Consider the following 24,952-nt stretch of genomic DNA (forward strand, 5'->3'; position numbering starts at 1 on the left):
ACGCCTAGTGGGCCGCGGCCTTGTCGGCGGTTTTTGCTGCTGACTTGGTCTTGGGCTTGGCCTTGCCATCGTCGGTGGGCTTGTCGTCCTTGGGCTCGGTGATGACATCTTCCTCGGTTCCCACCGGTTTGAGGCCCTTGGGGGCCACGCCCTCAATCTTGTTGTCGCGCATGTACTGGTCCATGTCCTTCCATCCTGCGAATACGGCGGCCTTGGAGGCTTTTTCGTTCATGGCGTAGCAGTCTTCCAGACTACGCAGCCCGTGGCGGCACGCACCACCAATGGCTTTGGCGTCGGCTTCACGTTGGGCCACACGCGGGTCGGCCAGCAGGGTCTCCAAATCGCAGCCCGACAGGAGAAAGACAAAGGTCAGGAGCAGGGGACGTAAGGTCATGGAGGCTAGGAGTGGTCTAGGTCTTGTATCGGCAGATTTTGGCGCGTATTGAGGAGTACAGGCCGCGCGCCCAAAGAAAAAGGCCCCGAAGGGCCTGTTTCATGCGTGCGATGGACGCTTAGTCGCGCTCGCCACCAAAGATGCCCAGCAAGGCCAGCAGACTCTGGAACACGTTGATGATGTCCAGGTACAGAGCCAGCGTGGCGCTGATGTAGTTGGTCTCGCCGCCATCGATGATCTGCTTGATGTCGTACAGCATGTAGACGCTGAAGATGCCGATAGCAGCCATGGATATGGCCATCATGCCGGCCGTGCTGCCCACAAAGATGTTGATCACGCCACCCACCAGCAGCACCAGGGTGCCGACAAACAGCCACTTGCCGAGGCCCGAAATGTCACGCTTGATAACGGTGGCCAGGCTGGCCATGACCAGGAACACGCCTGCGGTGCCACCAAAGGCGGTGAACACCAGCTGCGCGCCGTTGCTGAAGCCCAGCACATGCCCAATCAGGCGCGAGAGCATCAGCCCCATGAAGAAGGTGAAGCCCAGCAGTACGGGCACGCCGGCTGCGGAGTTTTTGGTTTTCTCAATGGCGTAGATGAAGCCAAATGCGCCGGCTAGGAACACGACCATGCCCAGAATGCCGTTCAGGGACTGGGTGATGCCGGTGGCCACGCCGATCCAGGCGCCCAGCACGGTGGGAACCAGGCTCAGGGACAGGAGCCAGTAGGTGTTGCGCAGCACTTTGTTGCGCTGTGCGTTGGCTGCACCATAGCCCAGGCTTTGGCCCATGGTGGTTGTGCGATCGGTCATAAAGATCCTCCAGAAAAACTGCAATGTGCAGATGCAGTCATTCTAGGGTTTAACAAGGGCAAGACCCGGAATTTGCCGCATATTGGCCGGGTTTTATGCAGGGCTGTTATGCCTTGCGCGCATTCAAAACGCCCCGCGCAAACGGTATGCTCAGGGTTTTTACCCATCTGCAGAGAGTGCACACCATGAAAACCAAGCCTGTTCTGGAATTTGCCGACATCAAAGCGATTGCCGCCGCGGCCGAAGCCGAAGCGCTGAAAAACAACTGGGCCGTGAGCATCGCCATCGTGGACGATGGCGGCCATTTGCTGTCTTACCAGCGCCTGGACGGTGCTGCGCCCATCTCGGCCCACATTGCCCCCGCCAAGGCCCGCACGGCCGCGCTGGGCCGCCGTGAGAGCAAGGTCTATGAGGACATGATCAACGGCGGCCGCGTGTCTTTCCTGAGCGCGCCCGATCTGGACGGCATGCTCGAAGGCGGCGTGCCTATCCTGAAAGACGGCCAATGCCTGGGCGCCGTGGGGGTGAGTGGGGTGAAGTCCAGCGAAGATGCGCAAATTGCCAAGGCTGGCATTGCCGCCATCGGCCTGTAATCTTCTCATTTGCTACCAAAACCATAGCTGCCTGCGCCCGTTCGACGGGGGCTAGCAGCTATTTTTACGCCTATTTGGTAAGGATGAGCTTGCCCGACTTGGTGCTTTGCAAGCGATAGCGTTGGCCGTTGTGCTCGATCTCGATAGCCTGGCGCGCACCCAGCAACTCGCTGGACTGCAAGACGCCTTGGGCGGGTGGCGTCGCTGTCTGTGTCGGGTTGGCCTGTGAGTCAGAGGGTGAGGGCGGTATGACGGCGTTAGGCATAGGAAAAATTCCTGCGAATCAACTGTTGCCAGCGCTGCTGCCGGTGCCGGTAAAAGTACCAGGCAAACAGCCAGACGAAGGGCGTGAGCAGGCCCGCGCGGATGTCCACCTGGTCGGTGTAGTCGCAGCCTTCGTCAGCCGCCGTGATGAAGATGCGGTGGTCCCAGCGCTCGATCAACGCCCCGGAACCGTTGTCTCGCAGCTCCACCGAAAATTTGCCGGCCGTGGCCGAATGGTCCTGGCCCGAGATGCGCACCATTTGGTGGCCCATGGGGATGAGCCCCATGAAATGCATGGCTACCTTGTACTCGCGCTCTTCCCACTGCACCGGCCACGTGGCGGGCTCCACCGGGGTGAAGTGCACCAGCGGCTGGGCGATGTGCCTGAGCAGCCGCGTTGTTTTGACTTCGTCAAAGCAACGCTCTGCAGAGCAGGCCAAGCGGGTTTTCAGCACGAGCAACATGGTGCGCAAGCCTTACGGTTGCTTGGGTTCGGTGATGAAGCCGATCTTGCGCAGGCCGGCCTGCTGCGCGGCGCCCATGGCCCGGGCCACAAACTCGTAGCGCACGCTCTTGTCTCCGCGAATGTGCAGCTCGGGTTGCGGGTCCTTGGCCGCCTCAGCCTGCAGCACCGCGGGCAGTGCGTCGACGGCAACCGGGTTCTGGTTCAGGAAATAGGCGCCCTGGGCATCTACGCTGAGCTGGATGGTCTCCGGCTTGGTGGTCTGGGGCTGGGCGGTGGCCGTGGGCAGTTCCACGTTCACCGCGTGTTTCATCACCGGCACGGTGATGATGAAAATGATGAGCAACACCAGCATCACGTCCACCAGGGGCGTCATGTTGATTTCGTTCATCACCTCGGAGTCACCGTCCGAGGTGGCGTCTTGCATTCCGAAGGCCATAGGTATTCCTTAGGCCTTCTTCATGGCAACAACCTTGCCATCGACATTGCTGTTGCCTACGCGGGCGCCGGTCACAAAGTAGGCGTGCAGGTCATGCGCAAAGCGGTTCAGCTTGGTCAGGATGGACTTGTTGCCACGCACCAGCGCGTTGTAGCCCAGCACAGCGGGAATGGCTACGGCCAGGCCCAGTGCCGTCATGATCAGCGCCTCGCCAATCGGACCAGCGACTTTGTCGATGGTGGCCGAGCCGGCAGCACCAATGCCCATCAGCGCGTGGTAAATGCCCCAGACCGTACCAAACAGACCCACAAACGGCGCGGTGGAGCCGACGGACGCCAAGATGGCCAGGCCGCTTTGGAAGCGGGCGGTGCTGTCGTCAATGCTGTTGCGCAGCGAGCGGCTGATCCAGTCGCTGATGTCCAGCGCGTCGTGCAGCTGGGTTTGTGTGTTCCGGTGGTGAGCGGTGGCTTCTTTGCCTGCTTGTGCCAGTTCCACAAACGGATTGCCATCTTGCTGGCCCAGGGCCTTCATGCCGGTGGCGAAGTCTTCGCTGTGCCAGAAGGTTTCGGTGCGCTGGCCCAATGACTTGTATTTGAAAATGTCCAGCGCCTTGATCAGGATCACGATCCATGACGACAGCGACATGACCAGCAAGAGCAGAGCGACCGATTTGGTCACCCAGTCGCCTTGGGTCCAGAGGGTGATGAGTCCGAGTTGCGATTCCATTTAACTACTCCAAAAAATTCAAAAAAATCAGTTCAGTACCCAGTTCACTGGCACGTCAAACCACATGGCTTCGGCCACACCGCCTCGCTTGCCGGGGACGTAGCGCCATTTCATGACCGTGGTTAGGGCGGCCTGGTCCAGGCGCTCAAAGCCGCTGGATGTTTTGATGGTGGGTTGTGAAGCTTGGCCGTCAGTACCAATCAGCACACGGATGACTACCTTGCCGGTTTCGTGCAGGCGTTTGCTGATGGCGGGGTAGGCGGGCTTGGGGTTGTTCAGGTAGTCCGCATCGCTGGACGGCAGTTCCACCTTGGGGGGGGCAGGGGGCGAGGGCGGCGCATTGGAGGTGCTACCGGTGTTGGTGCTGGCCGGGGCTGCCGCTACTACGGTAGGCGCCGCTTCTGATGGTGCAGGGGTATTGGCCGAAGGCGCGATGGCAAGAGGTGTGGGCGTAGGCTGCTGTGCTACAGCTGGGGTGGGTGTGGGCAATGTGGGCTTGGGCGTAGGTGCCTTGACCTGCACTTTTGGTTGCGGCAGTGGCTGGGGCTTTTGCTCCGGGGCTGGCGGGGCCATCATCTCCACCAGAATTTCGGCAGGCACGATCACCTCTGCCACACGGCGCAGCAGGCCGGCTTGCAGGGCCCACAGCACGGCAATGTGAAACAGGATCACGCTGGTGACGATGGTGGTGTTGCGGCTCATGGCGGGCAGGGCGCTGGAAGAACGGAGGGCGTTGGTAGACATTATTTGGCAAGGCGTCAAAACAGCAATCGGGCGGGCGGCGCTGGGCGGGCTCAGGTATCTGCCCACATGCGCAGCAGGTTGTGGTACACGCCGGTGAGTGCCGTGGTCTCATCTGACTCCCCCAGGCGCTGGCGCAATCCCAGCAGGTTCATGTCCAGGTCATACAGGGTGCGCCGCTGCTCATCGCTGCGCACCATGCTCTCAATCCAGAAAAAGCAGGCCATGCGGCGGCCCCGTGTGACTGGTTTCACCTGATGCAGGCTGGTGCCGGGGTACAGCACCATATGGCCCGCAGGCAGTTTCACCGCCTGTTCGCCGTAGGTGTCGGCAATGCACAGCTCGCCACCGTCGTAGTCTTCCGGGTTGGACAGGAACAAGGTGCATGACACATCGGTGCGCACGCGCTCGCCGGTGCCCGGTGTGTAGCGCACCGAGCCATCGACGTGGTTGCCATAAAAATTGCTGTCACCGCCATAGCGGTTCAGGCGCGGCGGAAACACTTTCTTGGGCAGCGTGGCCGAGAAAAATGTGGGGCTGCGGTCCAACGCGCGCAGCACCATCGCGCGGATGGTGCGCGCAGCTTCGCAGTCGTGGTCCAGTTGCTCGTTGTTCTTGACCTGCTTGGCCTGCTCTCCCGCACCCGCTTTGCCATCCACCCAGGGGGCGGTGGCCAACAGGGTTTGGGCTTGGGCAATTTCCTCTGGGTTCAGGATGTCGGGCAGGTGTAGGAGCATGGCGGCGGCTAGCTTTTGGGGATGGAAGGCCTTAGAACTTGATGTTCAATGAGACTTGCAAGTTACGACCGGAGCCTGGGAGATAGTGGCCGTTGTAAACAGCGTCGGCATACAGTTTGTCGGTCACGTTAATCAAGTTTCCTTTGAGCGTGACTTTCTCGGAAAACTTGTATTCAGTCATCAAATCGAGCGTTGCATAGGGGCGCGTTTGAACGTCGCGATTCGTGTTGGCGTATTCCTCACTGCGGAAGTTGATGCCGCCACCAAAACGAAATTCAGGAGTAAGTTGATAAGTGCTCCACACGGTACCGCTATGTACAGGTGTCAAACCTGGACGTGAACCTTCGGCATTGGTGCTGTTGGCAGCCTGCGTGCAATTTCCTGTAGTTGGACATGGTGCGGCAGAGTCAACACGTGCATGGGGCATCCACATATATGAGCCGAACACTTCCCACTTGTTGGTCAACATGCCAGAAATATCAAGCTCTATCCCCGCAGTGGTGCGGCGGCCCGATAGCAGTTGGGTTGCCGCTGCAGAGTCTGGATCTGTGTTGCGTTCGTTGAATTTTGTAGAGTGGAATACCGCCCAACGCGTGCTGAAACGCTTGTCTGCGCTATCAAGCTTGGCTCCCAGTTCAATATTGCGGCTTTGTTCTGGAGCAGCATTTGCGGTATTCGCAGCGTAAGAGTATGTGTCTGCGGAGGTATTGAAGGACGTGCCGTAGGAAAAGTGGTAAGAGGTCAACTCGTTAGGTTGGTACAGCGCGCCTAGACGTTGGCTCCAGTCGCCAATGGTTTGGTCAAATGCGCCACTCATCTTGCCTGTTGCTGTGTCGTAACTTGCAAAGTTACCGCGCATACGGTCATAGCGAAGCCCACCCAGAAGTTTCCAATGTTCCGCCACTTGAACCAGATCCTGGGCGTATAGGCCTATGTTGTCCGCTTCGAAAACGCCAGACTTTGCAATGGGACGAGCACTTTCGTTATAAGACGCATTGGTGTTGGGTGTCCCTACAGTGGTTGCAGCCTTGTTCGACGTACCTACAGGGGTATAGCTATTTTTGGCTTCCACGGCCAAGTCAATGCCGGTCAGCAATTCGTGCTTGTATCCCAAAGCGGTGAACTTGTTGCTGTAGTCGCTTTGCGCATAAGTTCCGTGGAAGTCCTGAATCTTGTTCCGACCGTTGTTATTGCTGTGGTTCAGTACGGTGGAGTCGGAGACGTTTCCGGCGTTGGTACCTGCGGCGTAGTTCAGTGTGTCCGTGCGCATATCCCGGGTGTACACACCGTTGCGGATTTGGGTTTTGAGCTCGCTGTCGTCGTCGAAGCGGTGCGTATGGCCGAGTGTCAAGTGGTTGGCCGTGCTTCTGTTGTAGTCGCTGGCCAAACCATAGTTGTTGGAAGGATTGACATTCAACATGACACGTTCAGACGCACCTGGTGCGGCCAGCAGCCAAGGTACGCCAAGGTTCATCCCGTTGTTATTGTCCAAGGAATACACACTGACAGAGAATTCATCGGCAGTACCGATGCCAAAGCGATAGTTTGCGGCGAGCCCTTTTTTGTCAACTTTGGCGCCAGCACCGTTGTTATCCGCCTTGGTGGTCATTGCATTGATGCGCAAACCTGAATCTTCACCGGTTTTGATATTGAAATCACCGGCAACACGGTAGTAGTTATAGCTCCCAACTGCTGTGGTCACCTCGCTGTCATCAATGGCACGAGCCTGTTTGCTCACTTGATTTACGGCACCGCCGGTAGAGCCGCGGCCAAACAGCATGGAGGCGGAACCGCGCAGCAACTCAATACGGTCATTGTTGAACGTGTCGCGGTCGTAAAAAGCCGGGTCGCGCAATCCATCCAAAAAAATGTCGCCTGTAGTTGCCAGTGAAAAACCACGCAGGCGGATATCTTCTTCTCCACCCTCGGCGGCTTGGAACGTAACACCTGCGGTGTTGTGCAATACCTCCTTCAGGGTTTCTTGTGCCCGGTCATCCATCAGCTTTTCTGTCACCACTGTGATGGACTGAGGAATGTCACGCAGGTCTTGTTTGCCTTTGCCAATGGATGTCGTAGTGGCTCGGACTGAATCCTTGCCCTCCGCAGCTTCGGCCTTTTCAGTAATCGTGACGGGTTTGAGGGTTTTGACCTCGGCATCATCGGCTTGCTGGGCCAGTGCGTTCATAGAGCCGGCTAACAACATGGCACCCAGGGGTAGTAACGGAGCGGCGGACGATATGGTGGGATGGGCGGGAATAGCAGAGGCAAGTTTGGGCATAGCGGCTAAGTCGTCTGAGTGGAGGGCTGGCTGGCTATGTCACGCGCCCGCAAAGGGGGCCTGATGTGGCTTGCTATCAAATTAACGGGGTGTAAACAAGAAGCGTTCTTGTTTTCGGTCAAAAAAAGCGACCGGTTATCGGTGCATGGACAACGCGATGGGCATCCAGGTTTGCGTTGTCAGGCTGGCTTGGGCGTGGCACTGGTCGATGACTTCGCGGGCGCAGTCTTCGCACCGTCCGCACTGGGAGGCAACCCCCAGTTCGAATTGGATGTCGTCAAAGCCTTTGCCCTCGCTGGCGTGCAGAGCAATCTCTTTTTCGGTCACGCGGCGGCAAACACAAACAATCATGGTGAATCGGTAAGTGGCTAATTTTTGATAAGTGAATTCTAAATGAGAATCCATCGCATTTGTATTCAGCGTAAAGAAATATGTCGATTTTTTTCCAAGTTATGTGAAATCAGCCACTTTGTGATGACCCCCACGCCTGTGGAGCTGGGTAATACTGCGGGCAGTCGTTGTGAATGGAGTCACCATGAAAACACCCGCTACAAAGGTGACGTGGGACGAGGGCGGGCGTTGGCTAGGGGCCATGCTGGCCGGATGGGTCCTGCTGATCGCTGCATGCGCTGCACATGCCCAGGCGCCGCCTCTGCTGGTGCTGGGCACCTCGCGCCCGGATAACAATTATGCGGGCCGCCTGTTGCGTCGTACCTACCAGGAGCTGTTCAGCCGCCTGGGTATTCCGCTGGAGATTCGCACCACGCCCTCGGCACGCCTCAGTATGGAGCTGGCGTCTGACCGCATTGACGGTGATGTCGCGCGCCCGATGGCATTTGGCGAGAGCCAGCCCGGTTTGGTTCGAGTGGATGAGCAGATCTTGTCCATTGGGTTTGCGCTGTGGGCCGTCAACCCCAAATACACGCTGCAGCGGCTGGATCAGTTGCCGGACTCGGGGTGGTCGGTGAACTTCGCGCGCGGGGTGGTGGAGTGCGAGCGCCTGTTGCAAGGACTGCTGCCCGCCAGCCGTGTGGTCGACGTCACCACCACCGTCAATGCCCTGAGCCTGCTGCACCATGGTCGCAACGACCTGCACTGCGGGATCGACCTGGCTGTGCTATCAGACGCCAGTGGCCCGGAGTTGAGTGGCCTGCCGTCGCCTATCAAGGTGCTCGGCATTGGTGAACCATTGCCGCTGTACTTTTACTTGCAGCGCAAGCATGCGGCGTTGTTGCCGCAGATTGAGGTCACGTTGAGAAAAATGAAGGCCGAGGGCTTGCTTGAGCAATACCGCAGAGAAGCGATGGCGGAGTTCAAGCTCTTGCCGCCCCCCAAAACGGCGGCGGCCAGCCGTTAAGAATGAAATGGGGCTCTAGCCCCCGTTGTCATTGCGCGAGTAGCTATGAAAATAGTAGCAATGCTGCGTGGTTGTCCCAAGGCGTGTGCACGCCATAGCGCTGCGGCTGGAGCGCGCCGTCGCGGTACAGCAGGGCAGCCTGATCGCCGCCGACCACCCAGCGTCCCGCATCGGTGGCCAGTGCCCCTGCGCCGGGCAGTGCCTGACTTTGCAGGTCGCGGCCCTGGTGGGTCCACGACACCAGCCAGCCCGCGTGGGGGGCGCTGATCCAAAAGCGGTCGGCCGTGCAGCAGACGTCGCCGGCATAGCCATCCCAGGCGTAAGGGGCTCCTGTGGCCGCATCCCAGGGCACGGCGCGCAGTTGTTCGCCCTCCAGCAGGGCCAGTGCCGGGGCGCGGGTGCGCGCCACGGGATCGGCGTGCTCGGCCTGCAGGGCGACGGCGACTGTGCCATTGGGCGCCATGGCCAAGTGGCGCAGGCTGAGAAAAGAATCTGCCAACCGGTATTGCGTCAGCACGGTGCCCGTAGCTGCATCCAGCCGCGTGAGGTTGGGCTCCATTCGGCCCACATTGAGCTTGCGCCGTCCAGTCTCGGGCAGGTTCAGGATGCCACCGTTGGCCACCAGTAGCGTGCCGGCAGGCTCCCGCAGCAGGGCATGGGGGCCTATTCCGCCGCTGGCGAATTCGCGCAGTTTTTCCAGGCTGCGCAGATCGCGCTCGGCGATCAGGCCCTGGCCGGTTTCGCCATCTGTCTCGGTGGTGAAAAAAGTCTGGCCGCTGGCGGACAGCGTGGCATGGCCACCCAGGTAGCGGTCGTCTTCCATCGTGTGCCACTTTAGGGCCCGTCCGCGCTGCACGTCCATGCGCATCAGGTATTCGCCGGGACGGCGCGCCAGCACCAGCGCCTGTTGTGCAGCGCCTTGGTCGCTGGGCACCAGCAGCAACTGGTGTGCACGCGCGGGCAGGGCAATGCCGCGTGGCGCCTGGCCAGGCGTCCACACCCCGGCCCAGGATTGCTCGCCCACATTCCAGGCGGTCAGCACATGGGGCTGGGTGAGGGGAGTAGTGCGGGCGGCCTGGCTGTCCCATGCGCTGGCGCCCAGGCCCAGCAGGGCCGCCTGGGCCAGCAGGCGGCGGCGCGTGGGGTGGCGCAAGGTTTCAGTCACCATCGGCGTCGGTAAATCCCATGCTGATGTGCAGCACGGTATCGGCCAAGCTGCTTAGGAATTGCGAGAGCTGGGCCAGCGCCTGCTGTGCGGCGCGCAACGAGGCCGCGTTGTCAGGGCGTGCGCGCGCACCACTGCGCAGGGCCGCCAGCGTCAGGCGCTGCAGCTTGCGGCTGGGCAGGGGCGTGTCATTGCCCAGCAGCAAGCCCTGCAGGCTGCCCCCCACGGGCCAGTCGGGCCGGGCCGCCTGGGCTGCGGCTGATCCGACCAGAAAGGCTTGCACGCCTTGCAACTGGGCCTGCCAGGCGGCTGCGGTTTGCCCGCTCACGCCGCGCACCCACAGAGAGACTTCTTTGCCACGCGTATCGGGCACCATCTTCTTGATGCGCAGCTGGTCCAGCCCACCTACGGCCTGGCCATACCACTCGCCATAGAGTGCTGCGGCTTCTTCTTCGCTGCGCGGTGCTGTGGCCAGGGCGCGGTAGCCGTCCAGCAAGACGGTGCATTCGTTCAGGATGTGCTGTGCCAGCAGCTGGGCGTAGTGCTGATTGGAGGGGGTGGCGGGCAGGCGCCAGAACATCCACTCCAGCGCGGGCAATCCCCTTGCGGCGCTGCCCACGGATTCGATCTGCTCTGGCGTGAGTGGGCTGGCCGCGTTGGCATCCAGCTGGCGCTGGATCTGTGCCGGCCGGGTGGGCCAGAAATCGATGGACCGTGCGGCACGGCGCTCCAACAGCGGCCCCACGGCTACGGCGGCCAAGCGCTCCCAGTGCAACATGGTCTGCACCCACAGGGGTTGCTGGGCTTGCCATTGCGTGGCGGGCTGGGCCAACGATTGGTAAAGCGCGGTCGCACTTTGCTGCAAGGCTTCGGCCACCGGAATGTAATGGCCCTGCAAGAGTGCCAGTACCCGTTGGCGCGCAGACAGAAAGGGGCCGGTGCTGGCAAGGGTGCCTGCGAAGCTGTCAAACGATGGTTGGTTTGCTACGCTTTTAGGAGCTGCTCGCGCAATATCCACGAGGGCTAGCGTGCCAAAAGGCATGCAGGCCAGAAGGGCGCGTCGTTTCACAGGGACTCCACAAAGGCCACCAGGGCCTGCCGGTCACGCGCGTTGAGCTGCAGCACCTGCTGCTTGGCATGTTGCGCCTCGCCACCGTGCCAGAGGATGGCTTCGAGCACACCATTGGCGCGGCCATCATGCAGCAGGCGGCGGTGGCCGTTCACGTCGTGGACCAAGCCCACACCCCACAGCGGCGGGGTTTTCCATTGCTGGCCGTTGGCCGCAAAGTCGGGGCGGCCATCGGCCAGGTCCGCGCCCATGTTGTGCAGCAGCAGGTCGGTGTAGGGCCAGATCTGCAGGCCTTGCACCTTGGGGCTGGACAGGCGGGGAAAGGGCGACGCGCCCGTGGTGTAGTTGGGTCGGTGGCAGGCGCTGCATTGCGCCTGGGCAAACAGGGCCTGGCCGCGGAGTACCTTGGGGTCATTCACATTGCGCCTGGCAGCCGGTGCCAGTGTGGACTCGTAGAAGATCACGTCCGACAGCGTGCGGTCGTCAATCTCGGGCGCCTTGCCCAGGGCGCCCCGCGGTGCGGCCAGGCAGTCTTTTTGCGTGGGGGTGCAGGCTTCGTCGGGGTGCTGGGTGGAGGTAATGCCCATGTCGCCCAGAAACGCGCCCGCCGTCTGGCTGGCCACGCTGGCCTGGTTGGCCTTCCAGCCAAAACGGCCCACGCGCACGGACTGGGCAAAGTCGTCCCACACGCGGTTGGGCTGGCCCTTGACCGGGCCGGGCGCGGCGGCTTGGGCAGCGGCGTTGGCCAGGATGTCCTGTTCGGCAATGGCGTCCAGCAGTCCCACGCCGGCCATTTGCGGCGCAATGCGCGGGCTGAGCATGGCACCCGCTGACAACGGACCATAGGCCAGATTTGTCAGGCTGTAGATCGGTTTGCGCAGCCTGTAGACCGTGCCGTCGGCAAACTTGCCTTGCAAATTTTGATAGCGGATGCGCACTTGGCCTTCGGGTTGCACGCCCTGGATGGCCGCGTTGTTGAGCTGGTCGCCATACACGGGGTCGGGCACCACGCCACCGTGTGCTCCCACACCGGGAATGGACAGTCGTATCAGCAGCGCCACGGGCGGCTCACTCAGGCCCTTGCGAAAATCGGGCGGGGCGCCACGGCCATCTTGCACATGGCAGCCGCCGCAGGAGCGGGCGATGAAGTGCGGCCCCAGGCCATCGCGCGCAGTGGTGGAGGCGGGCGCCTCCACCCAGTTGCGGCGGAAGAAGGAGTTGCCCACGGCAAAGCGGGCGCGTTCGTCGTCGTCCAGCGTGGGCAGGGGCATGGAGAAGGCGTTGCGCCCGGTGGCAAACGCGGTGGCCTCGCCGGCAGTGAGTTCACCCTGAACCACGCCGGAGAGGTCGGTATTGCTGTGGCTCCACAGGGGCCATGCCAGTGCGGCCAAGGCGCTCGCAGCAGTCAGCGCCAGGCCAACTTTCTCACGGGCCCGCATCACTTGGTCTGTGCCAGTTTGGTGATGCCCAGTGCCGCAGCGGCTTCGGTGATGTCTTTGGACTGTTGCACCAGACTGTCGATGGTTTTTTGCACGCGAATGCGGCCGGGGGCATTTTTGTCGCCCACGATTTCGCGGTCAAACGGGGCCTGGATGGCGTTCGCATTCGCCACGCTCTGGGCGATCTGCTTGCTCACCTTGTCGGCCAGTGCGGCGTTCTTAGCGGTCACCAGGTCTTTCAGCGAAGCGCCTTGCACCACGCCGCCGTCCAGGCGTTTGTAGCTGCCCAGCCACACGTTTTCAATGCCCTGGGCATTGGCCACCACATCGCGGTGGGTGTTGTCAGAGAAGCAGGAGTGTTCGTCTTCCTTGTCTTGGGTGTTCATGGCCACTTCCAGGCGCTCACCGGCCAGTTCGCCGCGCGACAGCGAGCCCAGGCCCACAATCATTTTGCGTACGGACTGGATGCCGCCTTGCTCAAATTTGGCACGGTAGTTTTTGGCGCCCGGTTGCCAGGCCTTGACCAGGTAGCTCAGGTCGTCGATCAGCAGCTCGGTGACGGTGGTGAGGTAGGCGCGGCGACGGTCGGCGTTGGGGGCTTTGCCATTCACATAGTCTTCAAACGAGCGGTCGCCCGGGCCGGTGTCGCTCTGGTCCTGGCCCCACAGCAGGAATTCGATGGCGTGCCAGCCGGCTGCAATGTTTTCTTCACCACCGCGTTCATTGAGCTTGGCCAATGTGGCCTTGTTGATCTTGACCTTGGGGTTGTTGACGATGCCTGACGCTGGCTTGCCCACCACACGGTCGATGTAAGACTCGTCCAGCGGCCACGCGTTCAAGCGACCTTCGGGGCCTTTGTCATCGTCAATGGGGCCGCTGTAGAAGCGGAAAGCCTCAGTCTGGCCGTAGAACTCGCGCGCGGCCAGCCAGGCTTTTTTCGCGTCTTCCAGGCCTTGTGCCGAGGGCGCAGCAGCAAAGGCGGTGATGGCTTTTTGCAGGGTTTGGGCGCTGGTCAGCACATCACTGTAGTTGGCGTGTACCAGGGTGGCGTACTGCTGCACCACGGCTTTGGGCTCGGTGGTCTGAGCCTGGGCGGACACGCCCAACAACATGGCGGCGCTGAGCAGGCTGGCCTGGAGGAAATGACGCTTGTGCATGAAAGCCTTTCGATAGTGCAAAGTGATCTTGGGTCACATAATAATGCAAATCGTTCTCATTTGCGACGCAAAAAAAGCCAGCGAGTGCTGGCTGTGCGATGAAAAAGCAGGGAGGCTGCTTAGGACAGCTCACCCATCTGGCTTTGCAAGTAGTTTTGCAGGCCTACTTTGCCGATCAGATCGATCTGGGTTTCCAGAAAGTCGATGTGCTCTTCGGTGTCATCCAGAATCTTCTGCAGCAGGTCGCGTGACACATAGTCGCGCACCGATTCGCAGTGGGCGATGCCGTCTTTGATGGTGGCTTGCGCGCCGACTTCGGCCTTCAGGTCGCAGGCCAGGCATTCGGGCACATCTTCGCCGACCAAGATCTTGGCCATGTCCTGCAGGTTGGGCAGGCCATCGAGCATGAAGATGCGGTCCATCAGCAGGTCGGCATGCTTCATTTCCCCAATGGATTCAGAGTATTCCTTCTTGGCGAGCTTCTCCAGGCCCCAGTGTTTGTACATGCGGTAGTGCAAGAAATACTGGTTGATGGCGGTGAGTTCGTTCTTCAGTTGGGCCTGCAAATGGCCAATGACTTGTGCGTCGCCTTTCATGGGGAACTCCTTTGAATCAAACCCGCATTATGGCCAGCGCCGCGGGGTGTTCTAGCGTTTTGTGCTGCAGATACGAGAGAAATTCCTTTGAATCTAAATGGTTTTGCAAATGAGAATGATTCGCATATACTGAAATCAATGCGAAATATGTCGCAGGCCTAGAGAAGGACCCAAGGAGACGCCATGCAAAGCACCCCTGTCACCCCCAATACCACCGAGGAATACACCATGCCCTGTGCCGAAGCCTTGTTGGCTGGCACGCTGGCGCTGATGACTGGCCACGTGCAGGCCTGTTGTGGTGCACACCGCGAAGCCATGGTGGCGAAGATCGTCTCCAACCTGACCGCCCTGACCGAGGACCCCATGCTGTCGCCAGGCTTCAAGACCCTGCTGTGGTCTCTGCGTGGCCGCTGGGTTAGCCAAAGCCAGAGCAGCCCGCTGGCCCAACTGCCCTGCGCAGAGCGCGACTTGTGGCACAGCAGCCCGGAGGCCGTGCAATGAGCGCAGTTCCGCCCCCGGGGCACACGCAGCGTTTGGTGGCGTCGGTCTACGGTTGGCGCACCTACCAGTCGTGGTGTGACTGCTGCACACCCGGTGCAGATGCAGACGTGGCGGACAAAGCCCCAACGGTAAGTTCCCGACCCCACAACAAGCCGGCCAGTCCGGTGCTGGCGTGGCGTACGCGCCTTGCAGTAGCTGCAGAATAAAAAATGCCCATAGCCCCCGTCAACCATGCGCAAGCAGCTATTGAAAAGATAGCATGTGGAGGTCCATCCATGCCCACCACTGACCACAGCCACGGTAGCTTTTGCCACCACGAACCCGCCACGGTCCCAGCCCAGGGTTCCCGGCGCAAACGCCTCTGGGATTTGGGCCACCAGTGCCACTGCCCGCTGGTGGGGGTAAGTCTGCCTATCGATGTGCTGCGCCGGCTGGTCAACAAAGCGCTGGGCGGTAGCGCGGTGGCCAATGATTACGAGGTGCACGCCGGTGCCGTGTCTGAGTGTGCGCGGCGCTCCAAACTGTCGGAGCTGATGCAGGCTGAGCTGGACACGCGCTACGCACGCGAGATTCTTTGGTTCAAGACCGCCAAGAGCACGCTGGCCGTGGCCGATTTTTGGATCAAGTCGCTGAAAGCTGGTGATGTGGCGGGCGCCTTTTGGGCCGCCTTGACCCACCCACGTTGCGACGTTCCGTTGCAAGAGGCCATGTGCAAGGACCTGCACATGTTCCAGCACCAGGCGGGTGCCGGTGTGCGCCTGGAGATGACGCGCTTCAATGCGTTGGCGGAAGAGAACGCGGTGCTGACCCGCGAGCTGGGCAAGGTGCAGGAGCGCATCACGCGCGTCATCAGCCAGAAGACATCGGATATCGAGCGCCTCAACGCTTTATTGGTGCAAGCCCGGGCCGACGCCATCGCCAAAGACAGCCGCATCAACTTTATGGCACAGGATCTGGACGCCCTGCAGGCTTCTATCCCCGAGCTGGAGGACAAGCAGCGCCTGCAAAGGCGGGTGGACCAGATGGCGCAGCGCCAAGTTGAGTTGGAAAGCCAGAACGCCGAGTTGCGGCGCAAGCTCGCCGTGGCCGAGAAGGCCGCCGGGGGCGCCGTGCCGCGCGAGGCGGCGCCAAGCCCGGAAGAGGGCGCCCTGGTCGGCGTGCAGGCCATGGTGATCCAGCTGCACCAGAAGATGGTGCTGTGCGTGGGCGGGCGCAGTGGCAACATTGCCAACTACCGCGACGTGGTGGAGCGCGTGGGTGGCCGTTTCGCCCACCACGATGGGGGTGTGGAAGACAACGCCTCGGTGCTGGACGCCAACCTGGCCGCCGCCGATTTGGTGATCTGCCAAACCGGCTGCATCAGCCACAACGCCTACTGGCGCGTAAAGGACTTTTGCAAACGCACCGGCAAGCGTTGCGTATTTGTCGAGAACCCCAGTGCCTCGTCCCTGGAGCGTGGTTTGGCGCTATCGGAGGGCATCGTTACGTAGCTTGCTCTGCCACCAGACAAACAACGGCGCCCCCACGATCTCCAGCACAGTAAAACCCACAAACGGCAGCATCGGGGTGCCTACCGCCAGCAGCGAGACCAGCCGACCCACACCGCCCAGAAAAATCATCAGCCAGGCCGCACGGAACAGCGCAGTCTCGGTGGCAATGCGCGGCACCAGCCACCACACGCTGAGGCCTAACCCCAGCCACACGCCGCCGAGAAAACGCATATTGCTGTCCAACGTCGCGTCGCGCGGCAGGTTCAGCGTGGCATACAGCGGGTCGCTCAGCCCCATCATGCTGATCAGGCCGGTGAGCACCGGCACCGCACCCAGCAGGGTGGTGGTGATTTGCAGCTGGCGCAGGCTCATGGCTGCACCTGTGCCCATATGGTCAGCAGGCCTGCGGCAAAGAGTACGCAGGCCAGTGCAATGCCGCGCCGCGGAATGCTGAACCAGTAGCGCCGCGCCAGCGCCAGGTAGGCCAGCAGCGTGCCCATGCCCAGCGCCTGCAAAAACACGGACTGTTGCAATAGCATGGTGTGCTGCGTGGCTAGGTAGCCAAACACCAGCCCAAACAGCATGGCGCCCAGGCTGTGGCTGGCGTTAAAGCCCTTCACCGCCCGCCACATCGTGGTCTCGCGCGTCAGCACCGGGTGCGTGGTCTGCATGGCCAGGGTGGTGGCCGCGTCGCGCGGGTGCAGCTTGCTGCCATGGAAGGTGTAGAGCAGGTGGATGCTTCCCAGCAGCCCCATCACGGTGGCACTGGAGGCGAAGAGCAGGGCGGCAAGGTTCATGAAAGCTCCTTTGAAAACACCGGTGAATGTGTAATCTTTACGAGAGAAAGATTGGTGCGATGTTGCACGCATATCTTTCGCATGTCAAGATTGCGCCATGCCCACCGCCAAGCGCCCCCCAAAACCACCCCCCAAGCCCTACCACCATGGCAATCTGCGTGAAACCCTGCTGGTCGCAGCCGACGCAGTGCTGGCCGAGCGCGGCGCCCAGGGCCTCACGCTGCGCGATGTGGCCAAGGCCGCCGGCGTGTCCCACGCCGCGCCTTACCACCACTTCGCCAGCCTGAACGACCTGCTGGCCGCCGTGGCCGAGCGCGCTTTTGGCCTGCTGGCCCAGGCGCTGGAACAGGCTGCTGCTGAGCCCGACACGGCCGAGCGCATGCTGAAGATCAACGACGCCTACGTGGCCTGTGCGCTGGCCCGGCCCGCACAATTTCGCCTGATGTTTGGCCCGCTGCTGGCGCGCAAGCAGGACTACCCCGATTTCAAGGTGGCTGCCGAACGCGCCTTCGGCGTGGTGCTGGCCGCCGCCTGCGCCCATGACCCCGAGCGTGGTCCAGAGCTGGCGCTGACCGGATGGAGCTTGGCGCACGGCCTGAGCAATCTGCTGATCGACGGCGCGCTGGAAGGGTTGCCGATTGCTGTGGGGCCCACGGCAGGGCTGGCGCGGCAGCTGGCAGTGCGGGCCTTGGGTGTGACGGGAGCCACCGCATGATCAAGCACTACTTGCAAACCGCCTTCCGCTGGCAGCGTGGCCGCCAGGGCACGGGCTACGACAAGATGCTGCTGCTCACCGCGCGCTGGCCGCTGCCGTTTGACAGCTATTTGATTCGCTATCCCGAGGGTTCGGAGATCCCGCCGCATACCGACCCGGTGCAGGCCGGGCGTCACTACCGGCTCAACATCGTCCTCAAGTCGCCGCGCTCGGGTGGGGATTTCGTCTGCGCCACACCCATTTATGCCAGCCGCCGCATCAAGCTGTTCCGCCCCGACGCCTGCGAGCACAGCGTGACCCGGGTGGTGGGCGGTAGCCGCTATGTGCTGTCGCTGGGCTGGGTGTTGAAGGCGTAGGCCCGATAATCGAGGGATGTCATCCCCCAAAGTGCTATTCGGCTTTCACGCCGTGGGCGTGCGCCTGAAGACCGCCCCCCAATCCATCATCGAAATCTTCTACGAGCCTACGCGCCGCGATGCGCGCATGCGCCAGTTTCTGGAAAAGGTGGCCGAGGCCGGCATCCGCGTGGTTGAGGCCGACGGCATGCGCCTGGCCAAGATCGCCGGCAGCCATGGCCACCAGGGCGTGGCCGCCCGCGTGCAAGAGATTAAGCAGGTCCATTCGCTGGACGAGCTGCTGGAAAACCTGGAAGCCGCCAACGCCGAGCTGCCCGCAGACCAGCGCACGAACCCGCTGATCCTGGTGCTGGACGGTGTGACTGACCCGCACAACCTGGGCGCCTGCCTGCGCGTCGCCGATGGCGCGGGCGCGCACTGCGTGATCGCCCCCAAGGACCACGCGGCCGGCATCAACGCCACCGTGGCCAAGGTGGCCAGCGGAGCGGCCGAGACCGTGCCCTACTTCATGGTGACCAATCTGGCGCGCACGCTCAATGAGCTGAAGGAACGCAACATCTGGATCATCGGCACCAGCGACCAGGCAACTGGCACGCTGTACCAGGCCGACCTGAAAGGCCCGGTGGCTCTGGTGCTGGGCGCGGAGGGCGACGGCATGCGCCAGCTCACCGCCAAGACCTGCGACCAGCTCGTCAGCATCCCCATGCAGGGCGCAGTGGAAAGCCTGAACGTGTCGGTGGCCAGCGGCGTGTGCCTGTACGAGGCGCTGCGCCAGCGCACTGCCACCGCTGGCAAGTAATGTGAAGCCCGGCGAGAAGAAGGTGTACTTTGAGATCAGCGACTACGGCGCGAACTACATCTTTTTCGAGAACCCGCGCTAAGCCCGTTCATTCAAATCAGCTCGTGTAGGGTAGTAGCGCCTTTGCGGCCTCAATCCGGTCTTTCAGTCCGACGGCAGGGTCATTCATCACCTGTGCCAAAAACTCTTTAGGCCCCATTTTTGGAGATGCCAGGGCCATGGGCTCGGCGGCCGGCGCTGCGTGGTTCAGAGTTGCCCCCAGCAGATTCAAAACGTCGTAAAACTGCGCCGTTTTCATTGGCCTCAGCCTGGAGAGAATGTCCGCCTGCTGATCCGGGTTGGGCGGGAGATCCAGCCACGGCTCCTCACCAAACACCGAAGCCAAGTCTGGGCTCACGAATGCAGACCAGTTTCCGGTGCCCGTGTGGGCCGCGGGAACCGCATTCGCATGCGTGATGTCTCCCGTGGTGGCTGATGCGCCAGACGGATACAGGGCAATGCGTTTGGCCGGTGTGGTGCTGAGGTACTTGTTTTGCAATGCAGACAAGAAAGCAACTGCGTCCTGTACCTTCACTGGCTCCGCCACAGAAAACCACAACTGCAATCCGTCCGTTCCCGACACTGCAATGCCCGCAGCAGGCAGCTCCAAATCGCTCTGTGCGCCACTCCACGCCAAAGACAAATCCGCCCAATCGGCAGGTCTTGCAATCTCCAGCACCATCGCTTTGACGGTGGCGTCCGGGCCGACCAATTGCCCCTGCGCCGGGAGTCCCGGCTCAGGCACCAAGTACAGGCGGGAGAATTCTGTGACCAAGCGGCTCATGGGTAGGTGGCCCTTGGCAGGGGGGCAGCTATGGACTCAACTGCACTTGGGGTCACACACGGCCTGAGATTTACCGATGAACTTGCGTGACTTCAGTTCGTTACGGGGACGATGCTTGCCACACAAGAAGCACGACATGGTGGCGGCTCCAGGGTTCGAGGCGGTCATGAAGGGGGATCCTCCGACTTTGGACTTGTAGCGCAGTCCATCCTCCAGGATCTTAGTTTTGTCTGCGGGCTTACTCATTCTGCGATTTTACGTTGTTGGTGGCCCGGATACTGCTTGCGGGTACGGAATAGAACCGTCAAACACCCCTGCTAGTATGGGAGTGACTTTTGATTTGAACCGAGAGGTGATACCGAATGCCTGCTATGTCTCCACCAACAGGTGTGAATACCACTCCTGAAAACGCCAGCCACGCCATGAGAGACTCGGCCCGCTTTCGTTTTTGCTCAGGGCGTTGCCAAGGTGACCGACCGCCAGAGGGCGGGGTTGAGTTGGCTCCCGGAAGATGGCGTTGTAGCAGCTGTTGGATAGAGATGGCGAGGAAGCGAAGCTGACTTCCCCATCGGTTTATCGTTCACGCCGAAACCAAAATCCATTGGGAAACGGTTGCATATTGATACGTTCATAAAAGCCGACGGACTCTGGCACGAAGCATCGATTCAAGACGAGCCATGTCATCTACGGGGCGACGAGCTCCCAAGCCTGAATCAATCAGCAGTGCGCGGAACTCTTCTACCGACACGTTGCTCTCGACGGCGTAAGTTGCGCCCAGGCGGCATGCCCACGTGCCCTGCGCAAGCCGTGTGGCGCTCGGTGACGGACCCGACTGCGCCCATGCGTATTCCGGCCGGTGCCGACGCCGTGGCACTGGCGCAGGCCTGAACGTTAAATCCAGCCCACCCACCCCGCAACCGCCCCCGCACCCAGCAGCCACAGGATGTGGATGCGGGTCTTCCAGATCACCACGGTGGTGACGGCGGTGACGGCCCAGAGGGCCAGGTGGTGGTCTTCGGCCCTGTGGTTGGCGGCCAGCAGCCAGCCGGTGGCCACCAGCAGGGCGATCACGATAGGGGCCATGCCCTGCTTGAACGCGCGCACGGCGCGCATCTCGCGGTTGCGGTGGCCCCAGCGCGATGCGGTGAAGGTGAGGATGGAGCTGGGCAGCATGATGCCGAAGAGCGTGATGCACACGCCGGCCAGCGCACACGCCAGACCCACCCAGCCGGCGGCCAGGCCACCCGCGGCATTGAGACCCAGGTTCCAGCCCAGCAGCGGCACAAACAGGATATTGGGCCCTGGCGCGGCCTGGGCCAGCGCGATGCTGGAGGTGAACTGCTCGTCGCTGAGCCAGCCGTGCTCCACCACCAGAAAGCGCTGCATGTCGGGCGCCGTGGTGATGGCGCCACCCACGGCCAGGATGGACAGCGAGGCAAAATGCAGAAATAGGTTCAGCCAGTCCGTGGCGTGCAGGGTGATCATGGGGCGTCCTTCTCCGCGGCCAGCTTTGTCGCCCGACCCAGGCACACATAGGCCCAGCTACAGGCCAGACCGCCAATGCCCAGCAGCACCCAGGCCAGTGGCACGCGCAAGAACGCGATGGCCACAAAGGTGGCGACCAGCGCTGCCACGCAGGCCGCCATGCCCATGACATTGGTTTTGAGCGCCGTGATCAGGCGCAGGCCGGCCGCCCCAATCAGCCCGGCGGCGACTGCACCCATGCCGCGCAGCGCGCCCTGGGCTTGCGGGTTGTCGGCCACGCCAGCAAACGCGGCCGCCATCAGCAGCACGATGATGAGTGGAAAGAGCAGCATGCCCGCCACGCCCACCAGCGCTCCACGCCAGCCAAAGTAGCGGTCGCCCAGCATGAGCGAGAGGTTCACCACGTTGGGGCCGGGCAGGATCTGGGCCACGGCCCAGTCTTCGACAAATTCTTCGGGCGTAAGCCACTGCTTCTTGTCCACCAGCTCACGTTGCACCACGGCCAGCACGCCGCCAAAGCCCTGCAGGGCAAGCAGCGAGAAGGCAACAAACAATTCGGTCTTGGAACGGGGGCCGGGGCGGGGAGAGGGCAGGGTGCTGGGTGGCATGCGGGGCAGGGGAGCTTAGGCGGGTTGCCCCACCACGGTGAATTGCTCCCTATTGTCGCGCAGCCATTGTCAGCTGGGTCAGCAGCCACTGGATCACGGTGGCATCGGTGCACAGCTGCACATGGCCCACGCCGTCAAACACCGTGGGGGTGATGCCGGCCAGGGTTTGCGCGCGCTGGGGGTAGACGATGTTGTCTTGCGGCGTAATGGCAATGCGCAGCAGGCCGCGCAGCTCTGCCGATTCGGAGGCGGCCAGATCCCGCAGCCAGGCGCTGTTCCAGTCCATCTGCCGGCCATTGGGGGTGCGCGGGTGCGCATCGATCTGTGTGCCCGCGTGCGGTGTGCCCAGTGTGATGGCGCGCGCCACCTGGGCCGTGCCGTGGGCGCGCATCCAGGCGCGGATGGCCAGGCCACCCATGCTGTGGCCCACCAGCAGCACCTGGGCCGTGCCCGCATGCTGGCGCAGTGCCTGCACCGCGGCCTCCACGAGGGGGGCGTAGTGATCAATCGAGGTGAAGACCGGTTCCAGGTTGACGGCCAGCACAGCATGGCCCTGCGCGCGCAGCTGCGTGGCTATGGGGTCCCACAGCCGGTGGTTGCACAGGTAACCATGCACCAGCACCACGGGCAACTGCGGCGTGCTGCCCGTGGCGGGCAGTACGGCAGGGGCTTGCACGGTCCAGGGCTGGCGCAGCACAAAGGTCTGGAATTCGGCCACCGTCTCGCCCAGCCAGGCACTCCACCAGTGCGCTGCCGGCTCACCCGTGGCGCGGGACTTGAGGGCCGACACCAGGTTCACACCCACCAGCGTGGCGCAGGGCAGGGCCACCGCCCCCAGCAGCAGCCACACCGCACCGCCATACGACCGCGATGCTGCCCAGCCCAGCAGGGCGCCCAGCGCCATTTGGGTGAACAGGATGCGACGTAGCAGTCGGGCAAGCATGGCGGGGTGGCTCCTTCAGTACTGGGGTTGGTGCCGGCGGATGGCCGCCTTCACATCATCGCTGAGTGCAAAACCCGGGCCAAACTGCGCGGCCAGCTCTGCAGCGCGCTTCTCAAAGACGTCAATGCCCATTCCATAGATGAACTGCAGCGCGCCGCCCGTCCAGGCCGGAAAGCCGATGCCGAAGATGGAGCCAATGTTGGCGTCGTGCACGCTGGTCAGCACACCCTCCGCCAGGCAGCGTGCGGTCTCCACGGCTTGGCGGTAGAGCAGGCGGTCTTTCAGGTCGGTGATATCCCACTTGGCATCCGCTTTTTCAAACAGGGGTTTGAGCTGGGGCCAGAGAAACTTCTTGGCGCCTTTCTCCGTGGGGTACTCGTAGAAACCGGCACCACCCGCACGGCCGGGGCGCTCATGTTTGCGCACCATCTGTTCCACCACCAGTTCGCCCGGTGTGGCCACATAGGTCTTGCCCTCGGCCTCGAAGTCCTTCTTGGTCTGCTCCATCACATGCAGGCTCAGCGTGAGCGCGGTTTCGTCCAGCACGGCCAGCGGGCCTACGGGCATCCCACATTGGATGCCGGCGTTCTCGATGGAGGCTGCCGGAATGCCCTCGCCCAACATGGCGGCACCCTCCATCACAAAGGTACCAAACACGCGGCTGGTGAAGAAACCGCGCGAGTCGTTCACCACGATGGGGAACTTGCCCAGCGCCTGCACGTAGTCATAGGCGCGCGCCACTGTCTCATCGTCGGTCTGCTTGCCCTTGATGATTTCCACCAGCTTCATCTTGTCCACGGGGCTGAAGAAGTGGATGCCGATGAACTTCTCGGGCCGCGCGCTGGCCGTGGCCAGGCCGGTGATAGGAAGGGTGGAGGTGTTGGAGGCAAAGAAGCCACCAGTGGCCAGCAGGGGCTCGGCCTCCTGCGTCACGCGGGCCTTGAGCTCGCGGTTCTCGAACACGGCTTCGATGATGAGGTCGCAACCCTGCAGGTCCGCCGCACTGCCAGTGGGGTGGATCAGGTCGAGGATGGCTTGCTGGGCTTCGGGCTTCATGCGGCCCTTGTCCACACGGCCTTGGGTGATTTTGGCGCTGTAGCTTTTGCCCAGGTCAGCCTTCTCCTGGCTCACGTCCTTGAGCACCGTGGCAATGCCCTTGCTCGCCTGGCTGTAGGCAATGCCGGCGCCCATCATGCCCGCGCCCAGCAGGCCCACCTTGGCGGGCTTGAAGCGCGGCACGCCTGCGGGGCGGCTCTGGCCACTCTTGATGGCGTTGAGGTTGAAGAAGAAGGTGTTAATCATGGCCTTGGCCTGCGGACCGGACATGAGCTTGGCCAGATACCGGCTCTCAATGCGCAGCGCCGTCTCCAGATCCACCTGCAGACCTTCGACCATGCAGGCGATGATGGCCTCGGGCGCGGGGTAGAGACCGCGTGTATTCTTTTTGATGACGGCGGGCACCACGGGCAGCATGCCGGCGACAGCGGGCGAGGAGGGCAGGCCGCCGGGCACCTTGTAGCCTTTGGCCTCCCAGGGGTGCTGGGCGGTGGGGTTGGCAGCAATCCAGGCCAAGGCCTTGGTTTTCATCTCGGCCGCGGCATCGGCGCCGGGCGCCACCAGCTCGTGCACCAGGCCCAAGCCCTTGGCTTCTGCGGGGGTGAAGGTCTTGCCTTCCACCAGGTAAGGCTGCGCGCCCATCAGGCCCAGGTGGCGAGTCATTTTGGTCACACCGCTGGCGCCGGGCAACAGGCCCAGCGTCACTTCGGGCAGGCCAAACTGGGTCTTCTTGTCGTCCACGGCAATACGGTAGTGGCCCACCAGCGCCACCTCCCAGCCGCCGCCCAGCGCCGTGCCGTTGAGCAGGCTGACCACGGGTTTGCCCAAGGTCTCGATGGTGCGAAAGTTCTTTTTGACGCGCTCGATCTCTTCAAAGATGCGCGGCGCGTCGGCCGGGGTCAGGCGCATGGCGGCCTTGAGGTCGGCACCGGCGAAAAAGGTGGTCTTGGCGGACGCGAGCAGGATGCCGGTGATGCTGTCCTTGTCCTGCAGCACGCGCGCGGCCACGGCGTCCATGTCTTCCTGCCATTGCAGGCACATGGTGTTGACGGGGGAGTCGGGTTCGTCGAAGGTGATGGTGGCAATGCCCTTGCCGTCGATGTTGTCCAGGGAGTATTGGATGGTTTTCATGGAGGATGCCTGCTAT

At 62.2% G+C, this 24,952-nt stretch carries 29 protein-coding genes and 2 pseudogenes; 9 read left to right on the forward strand and 22 right to left on the reverse strand.

The genetic code is table 11. The features are described from left to right. Window positions 1–4: 4 nt before the first annotated feature. Window positions 5–394 (reverse strand): hypothetical protein, encoded by a 390-nt coding sequence (locus AC1DZ5_RS07135; protein WP_477887489.1) that lies wholly within the window; start codon window positions 392–394, stop codon window positions 5–7. Between the two features lie 118 nt (window positions 395–512). Next, on the reverse strand, window positions 513–1,208 hold the full coding sequence (locus AC1DZ5_RS07140) for a Bax inhibitor-1/YccA family protein (protein ID WP_477887491.1): 696 nt from the start codon (window positions 1,206–1,208) through the stop codon (window positions 513–515). A 185-nt stretch (window positions 1,209–1,393) separates the two neighbouring features. On the opposite strand from AC1DZ5_RS07140, the gene AC1DZ5_RS07145 reads away from it, so the two are divergent. Then, entirely contained in the window at window positions 1,394–1,801 is a 408-nt protein-coding gene (locus AC1DZ5_RS07145; RefSeq protein ID WP_477887493.1) for a GlcG/HbpS family heme-binding protein, read from the forward strand. Between the two features lie 70 nt (window positions 1,802–1,871). Here the strand turns inward: AC1DZ5_RS07145 and hemP are convergent, their stop codons facing one another. From hemP to AC1DZ5_RS07185, 8 genes and pseudogenes are all read right to left on the reverse strand, one after another. Beyond that, a complete protein-coding gene (hemP, locus tag AC1DZ5_RS07150) occupies window positions 1,872–2,066 on the reverse strand; it encodes a hemin uptake protein HemP (RefSeq protein WP_477887495.1) in 195 nt (64 codons plus the stop codon). Beyond that, window positions 2,059–2,529 carry a hypothetical protein gene (locus AC1DZ5_RS07155; RefSeq protein WP_477887497.1) on the reverse strand — a complete coding sequence of 157 codons (471 nt, stop codon included), beginning with the start codon at window positions 2,527–2,529 and terminating at the stop codon, window positions 2,059–2,061. Before AC1DZ5_RS07155 ends, hemP begins: the two co-directional genes overlap by 8 nt. A 12-nt stretch (window positions 2,530–2,541) precedes the next feature. Continuing rightward, window positions 2,542–2,967 (reverse strand): ExbD/TolR family protein, encoded by a 426-nt coding sequence (locus AC1DZ5_RS07160; protein WP_477887499.1) that lies wholly within the window; start codon window positions 2,965–2,967, stop codon window positions 2,542–2,544. 9 nt (window positions 2,968–2,976) lie between these two features. Beyond that, window positions 2,977–3,693 carry a MotA/TolQ/ExbB proton channel family protein gene (locus tag AC1DZ5_RS07165; RefSeq protein WP_477887501.1) on the reverse strand — a complete coding sequence of 239 codons (717 nt, stop codon included), beginning with the start codon at window positions 3,691–3,693 and terminating at the stop codon, window positions 2,977–2,979. A 27-nt stretch (window positions 3,694–3,720) separates the two neighbouring features. Further along, complete coding sequence (locus AC1DZ5_RS07170) at window positions 3,721–4,437, reverse strand: energy transducer TonB (RefSeq protein WP_477887503.1); 717 nt, start codon at window positions 4,435–4,437, stop codon at window positions 3,721–3,723. 50 nt (window positions 4,438–4,487) lie between these two features. Beyond that, window positions 4,488–5,171 (reverse strand): Fe2+-dependent dioxygenase, encoded by a 684-nt coding sequence (locus tag AC1DZ5_RS07175; RefSeq protein WP_477887505.1) that lies wholly within the window; start codon window positions 5,169–5,171, stop codon window positions 4,488–4,490. Between the two features lie 31 nt (window positions 5,172–5,202). Next, a complete protein-coding gene (locus tag AC1DZ5_RS07180; RefSeq protein WP_477887507.1) occupies window positions 5,203–7,356 on the reverse strand; it encodes a TonB-dependent receptor in 2,154 nt (717 codons plus the stop codon). 285 nt (window positions 7,357–7,641) lie between these two features. Next, window positions 7,642–7,800 (reverse strand): annotated as a pseudogene (locus AC1DZ5_RS07185) ((2Fe-2S)-binding protein); the annotation flags it as partial. A 184-nt stretch (window positions 7,801–7,984) separates the two neighbouring features. Here AC1DZ5_RS07185 and AC1DZ5_RS07190 point away from each other — a divergent pair. Then, entirely contained in the window at window positions 7,985–8,806 is an 822-nt protein-coding gene (locus tag AC1DZ5_RS07190; RefSeq protein WP_477887509.1) for a hypothetical protein, read from the forward strand. Window positions 8,807–8,849: 43 nt separating this feature from the next. Here AC1DZ5_RS07190 and AC1DZ5_RS07195 read toward each other — a convergent pair whose 3' ends face one another. From AC1DZ5_RS07195 to bfr, 5 genes are all read right to left on the reverse strand, one after another. Beyond that, complete coding sequence (locus AC1DZ5_RS07195) at window positions 8,850–9,971, reverse strand: DUF1513 domain-containing protein (RefSeq protein WP_477887511.1); 1,122 nt, start codon at window positions 9,969–9,971, stop codon at window positions 8,850–8,852. After that, window positions 9,964–11,040, reverse strand: coding sequence for an imelysin family protein (locus AC1DZ5_RS07200; protein WP_477887513.1), 1,077 nt, complete (start codon window positions 11,038–11,040; stop codon window positions 9,964–9,966). The genes AC1DZ5_RS07195 and AC1DZ5_RS07200 overlap by 8 nt, the downstream gene beginning before the upstream one ends. After that, window positions 11,037–12,479 carry a di-heme oxidoreductase family protein gene (locus tag AC1DZ5_RS07205; RefSeq protein ID WP_477887515.1) on the reverse strand — a complete coding sequence of 481 codons (1,443 nt, stop codon included), beginning with the start codon at window positions 12,477–12,479 and terminating at the stop codon, window positions 11,037–11,039. Before AC1DZ5_RS07205 ends, AC1DZ5_RS07200 begins: the two co-directional genes overlap by 4 nt. Next, a complete protein-coding gene (locus AC1DZ5_RS07210) occupies window positions 12,479–13,591 on the reverse strand; it encodes an imelysin family protein (RefSeq protein WP_477887737.1) in 1,113 nt (370 codons plus the stop codon). Before AC1DZ5_RS07210 ends, AC1DZ5_RS07205 begins: the two co-directional genes overlap by 1 nt. Before the next feature lie 164 nt (window positions 13,592–13,755). Beyond that, a complete protein-coding gene (gene bfr, locus AC1DZ5_RS07215; RefSeq protein WP_477887517.1) occupies window positions 13,756–14,232 on the reverse strand; it encodes a bacterioferritin in 477 nt (158 codons plus the stop codon). Window positions 14,233–14,415: 183 nt separating this feature from the next. Here bfr and AC1DZ5_RS07220 point away from each other — a divergent pair, with 183 nt between their 5' ends. The 3 genes from AC1DZ5_RS07220 (at window position 14,416) to AC1DZ5_RS07230 (ending at window position 16,223) form a co-directional block, all read left to right on the forward strand. Next, window positions 14,416–14,733 carry a hypothetical protein gene (locus AC1DZ5_RS07220; RefSeq protein ID WP_477887519.1) on the forward strand — a complete coding sequence of 106 codons (318 nt, stop codon included), beginning with the start codon at window positions 14,416–14,418 and terminating at the stop codon, window positions 14,731–14,733. Next, window positions 14,730–14,939, forward strand: a complete 210-nt coding sequence (locus AC1DZ5_RS07225) for a hypothetical protein (RefSeq protein ID WP_477887521.1) — start codon at window positions 14,730–14,732, stop codon at window positions 14,937–14,939. The genes AC1DZ5_RS07220 and AC1DZ5_RS07225 overlap by 4 nt, the downstream gene beginning before the upstream one ends. A 69-nt stretch (window positions 14,940–15,008) precedes the next feature. Further along, on the forward strand, window positions 15,009–16,223 hold the full coding sequence (locus AC1DZ5_RS07230; RefSeq protein WP_477887523.1) for a DUF2325 domain-containing protein: 1,215 nt from the start codon (window positions 15,009–15,011) through the stop codon (window positions 16,221–16,223). Here the strand turns inward: AC1DZ5_RS07230 and AC1DZ5_RS07235 are convergent. Together AC1DZ5_RS07235 and AC1DZ5_RS07240 are read right to left on the reverse strand one after the other, a co-directional pair. Then, window positions 16,200–16,595: a DUF4345 domain-containing protein gene (locus AC1DZ5_RS07235; protein WP_477887525.1), complete on the reverse strand. Its 396-nt coding sequence runs from the start codon at window positions 16,593–16,595 to the stop codon at window positions 16,200–16,202. The two genes, AC1DZ5_RS07230 and AC1DZ5_RS07235, sit on opposite strands and share 24 nt — an antisense overlap. After that, window positions 16,592–17,020 carry an LIC_13387 family protein gene (locus AC1DZ5_RS07240; protein ID WP_477887527.1) on the reverse strand — a complete coding sequence of 143 codons (429 nt, stop codon included), beginning with the start codon at window positions 17,018–17,020 and terminating at the stop codon, window positions 16,592–16,594. The genes AC1DZ5_RS07235 and AC1DZ5_RS07240 overlap by 4 nt, the downstream gene beginning before the upstream one ends. A 97-nt stretch (window positions 17,021–17,117) precedes the next feature. Here AC1DZ5_RS07240 and AC1DZ5_RS07245 point away from each other — a divergent pair, with 97 nt between their 5' ends. From AC1DZ5_RS07245 to rlmB, 3 genes are read left to right on the forward strand one after another with little or no spacing between them, the layout of a single operon-like run. Next, window positions 17,118–17,735: a TetR/AcrR family transcriptional regulator gene (locus AC1DZ5_RS07245; RefSeq protein WP_477887529.1), complete on the forward strand. Its 618-nt coding sequence runs from the start codon at window positions 17,118–17,120 to the stop codon at window positions 17,733–17,735. Further along, window positions 17,732–18,091, forward strand: coding sequence for a 2OG-Fe(II) oxygenase family protein (locus tag AC1DZ5_RS07250; protein WP_310338757.1), 360 nt, complete (start codon window positions 17,732–17,734; stop codon window positions 18,089–18,091). Before AC1DZ5_RS07245 ends, AC1DZ5_RS07250 begins: the two co-directional genes overlap by 4 nt. 16 nt (window positions 18,092–18,107) lie before the next feature. Beyond that, window positions 18,108–18,890 carry a 23S rRNA (guanosine(2251)-2'-O)-methyltransferase RlmB gene (gene rlmB, locus AC1DZ5_RS07255; protein ID WP_477887531.1) on the forward strand — a complete coding sequence of 261 codons (783 nt, stop codon included), beginning with the start codon at window positions 18,108–18,110 and terminating at the stop codon, window positions 18,888–18,890. Window positions 18,891–18,987: 97 nt separating this feature from the next. On the opposite strand, the gene AC1DZ5_RS07260 is transcribed toward rlmB, so the two are convergent. Then, entirely contained in the window at window positions 18,988–19,713 is a 726-nt protein-coding gene (locus AC1DZ5_RS07260) for a hypothetical protein (protein WP_477887533.1), read from the reverse strand. Window positions 19,714–20,511: 798 nt separating this feature from the next. On the opposite strand from AC1DZ5_RS07260, the pseudogene AC1DZ5_RS07265 reads away from it, so the two are divergent. Next, window positions 20,512–20,601: pseudogene (locus AC1DZ5_RS07265) on the forward strand (short-chain dehydrogenase/reductase); the annotation flags it as partial. A gap of 3 nt (window positions 20,602–20,604) precedes the next feature. On the opposite strand, the gene AC1DZ5_RS07270 reads toward AC1DZ5_RS07265, so the two are convergent. Genes AC1DZ5_RS07270 through AC1DZ5_RS07285 form a run of 4 tightly spaced genes read right to left on the reverse strand, consistent with a single transcriptional unit; the run spans window position 20,605 to window position 24,936 of the window. Further along, entirely contained in the window at window positions 20,605–21,198 is a 594-nt protein-coding gene (locus AC1DZ5_RS07270) for a chromate transporter (RefSeq protein ID WP_477887535.1), read from the reverse strand. Further along, the gene (locus AC1DZ5_RS07275; RefSeq protein WP_477887537.1) at window positions 21,195–21,806 is read right to left on the reverse strand and encodes a chromate transporter; all 612 of its coding nucleotides are present in this window, start codon (window positions 21,804–21,806) and stop codon (window positions 21,195–21,197) included. Before AC1DZ5_RS07275 ends, AC1DZ5_RS07270 begins: the two co-directional genes overlap by 4 nt. Window positions 21,807–21,855: 49 nt before the next feature. Next, window positions 21,856–22,749 carry an esterase/lipase family protein gene (locus AC1DZ5_RS07280; protein WP_477887539.1) on the reverse strand — a complete coding sequence of 298 codons (894 nt, stop codon included), beginning with the start codon at window positions 22,747–22,749 and terminating at the stop codon, window positions 21,856–21,858. A 15-nt stretch (window positions 22,750–22,764) separates the two neighbouring features. After that, window positions 22,765–24,936 carry a 3-hydroxyacyl-CoA dehydrogenase NAD-binding domain-containing protein gene (locus AC1DZ5_RS07285; protein ID WP_477887541.1) on the reverse strand — a complete coding sequence of 724 codons (2,172 nt, stop codon included), beginning with the start codon at window positions 24,934–24,936 and terminating at the stop codon, window positions 22,765–22,767. Between the last annotated feature and the right edge of the window lie 16 nt (window positions 24,937–24,952).

Source organism: Rhodoferax sp. P1_F3 (assembly GCF_056405715.1).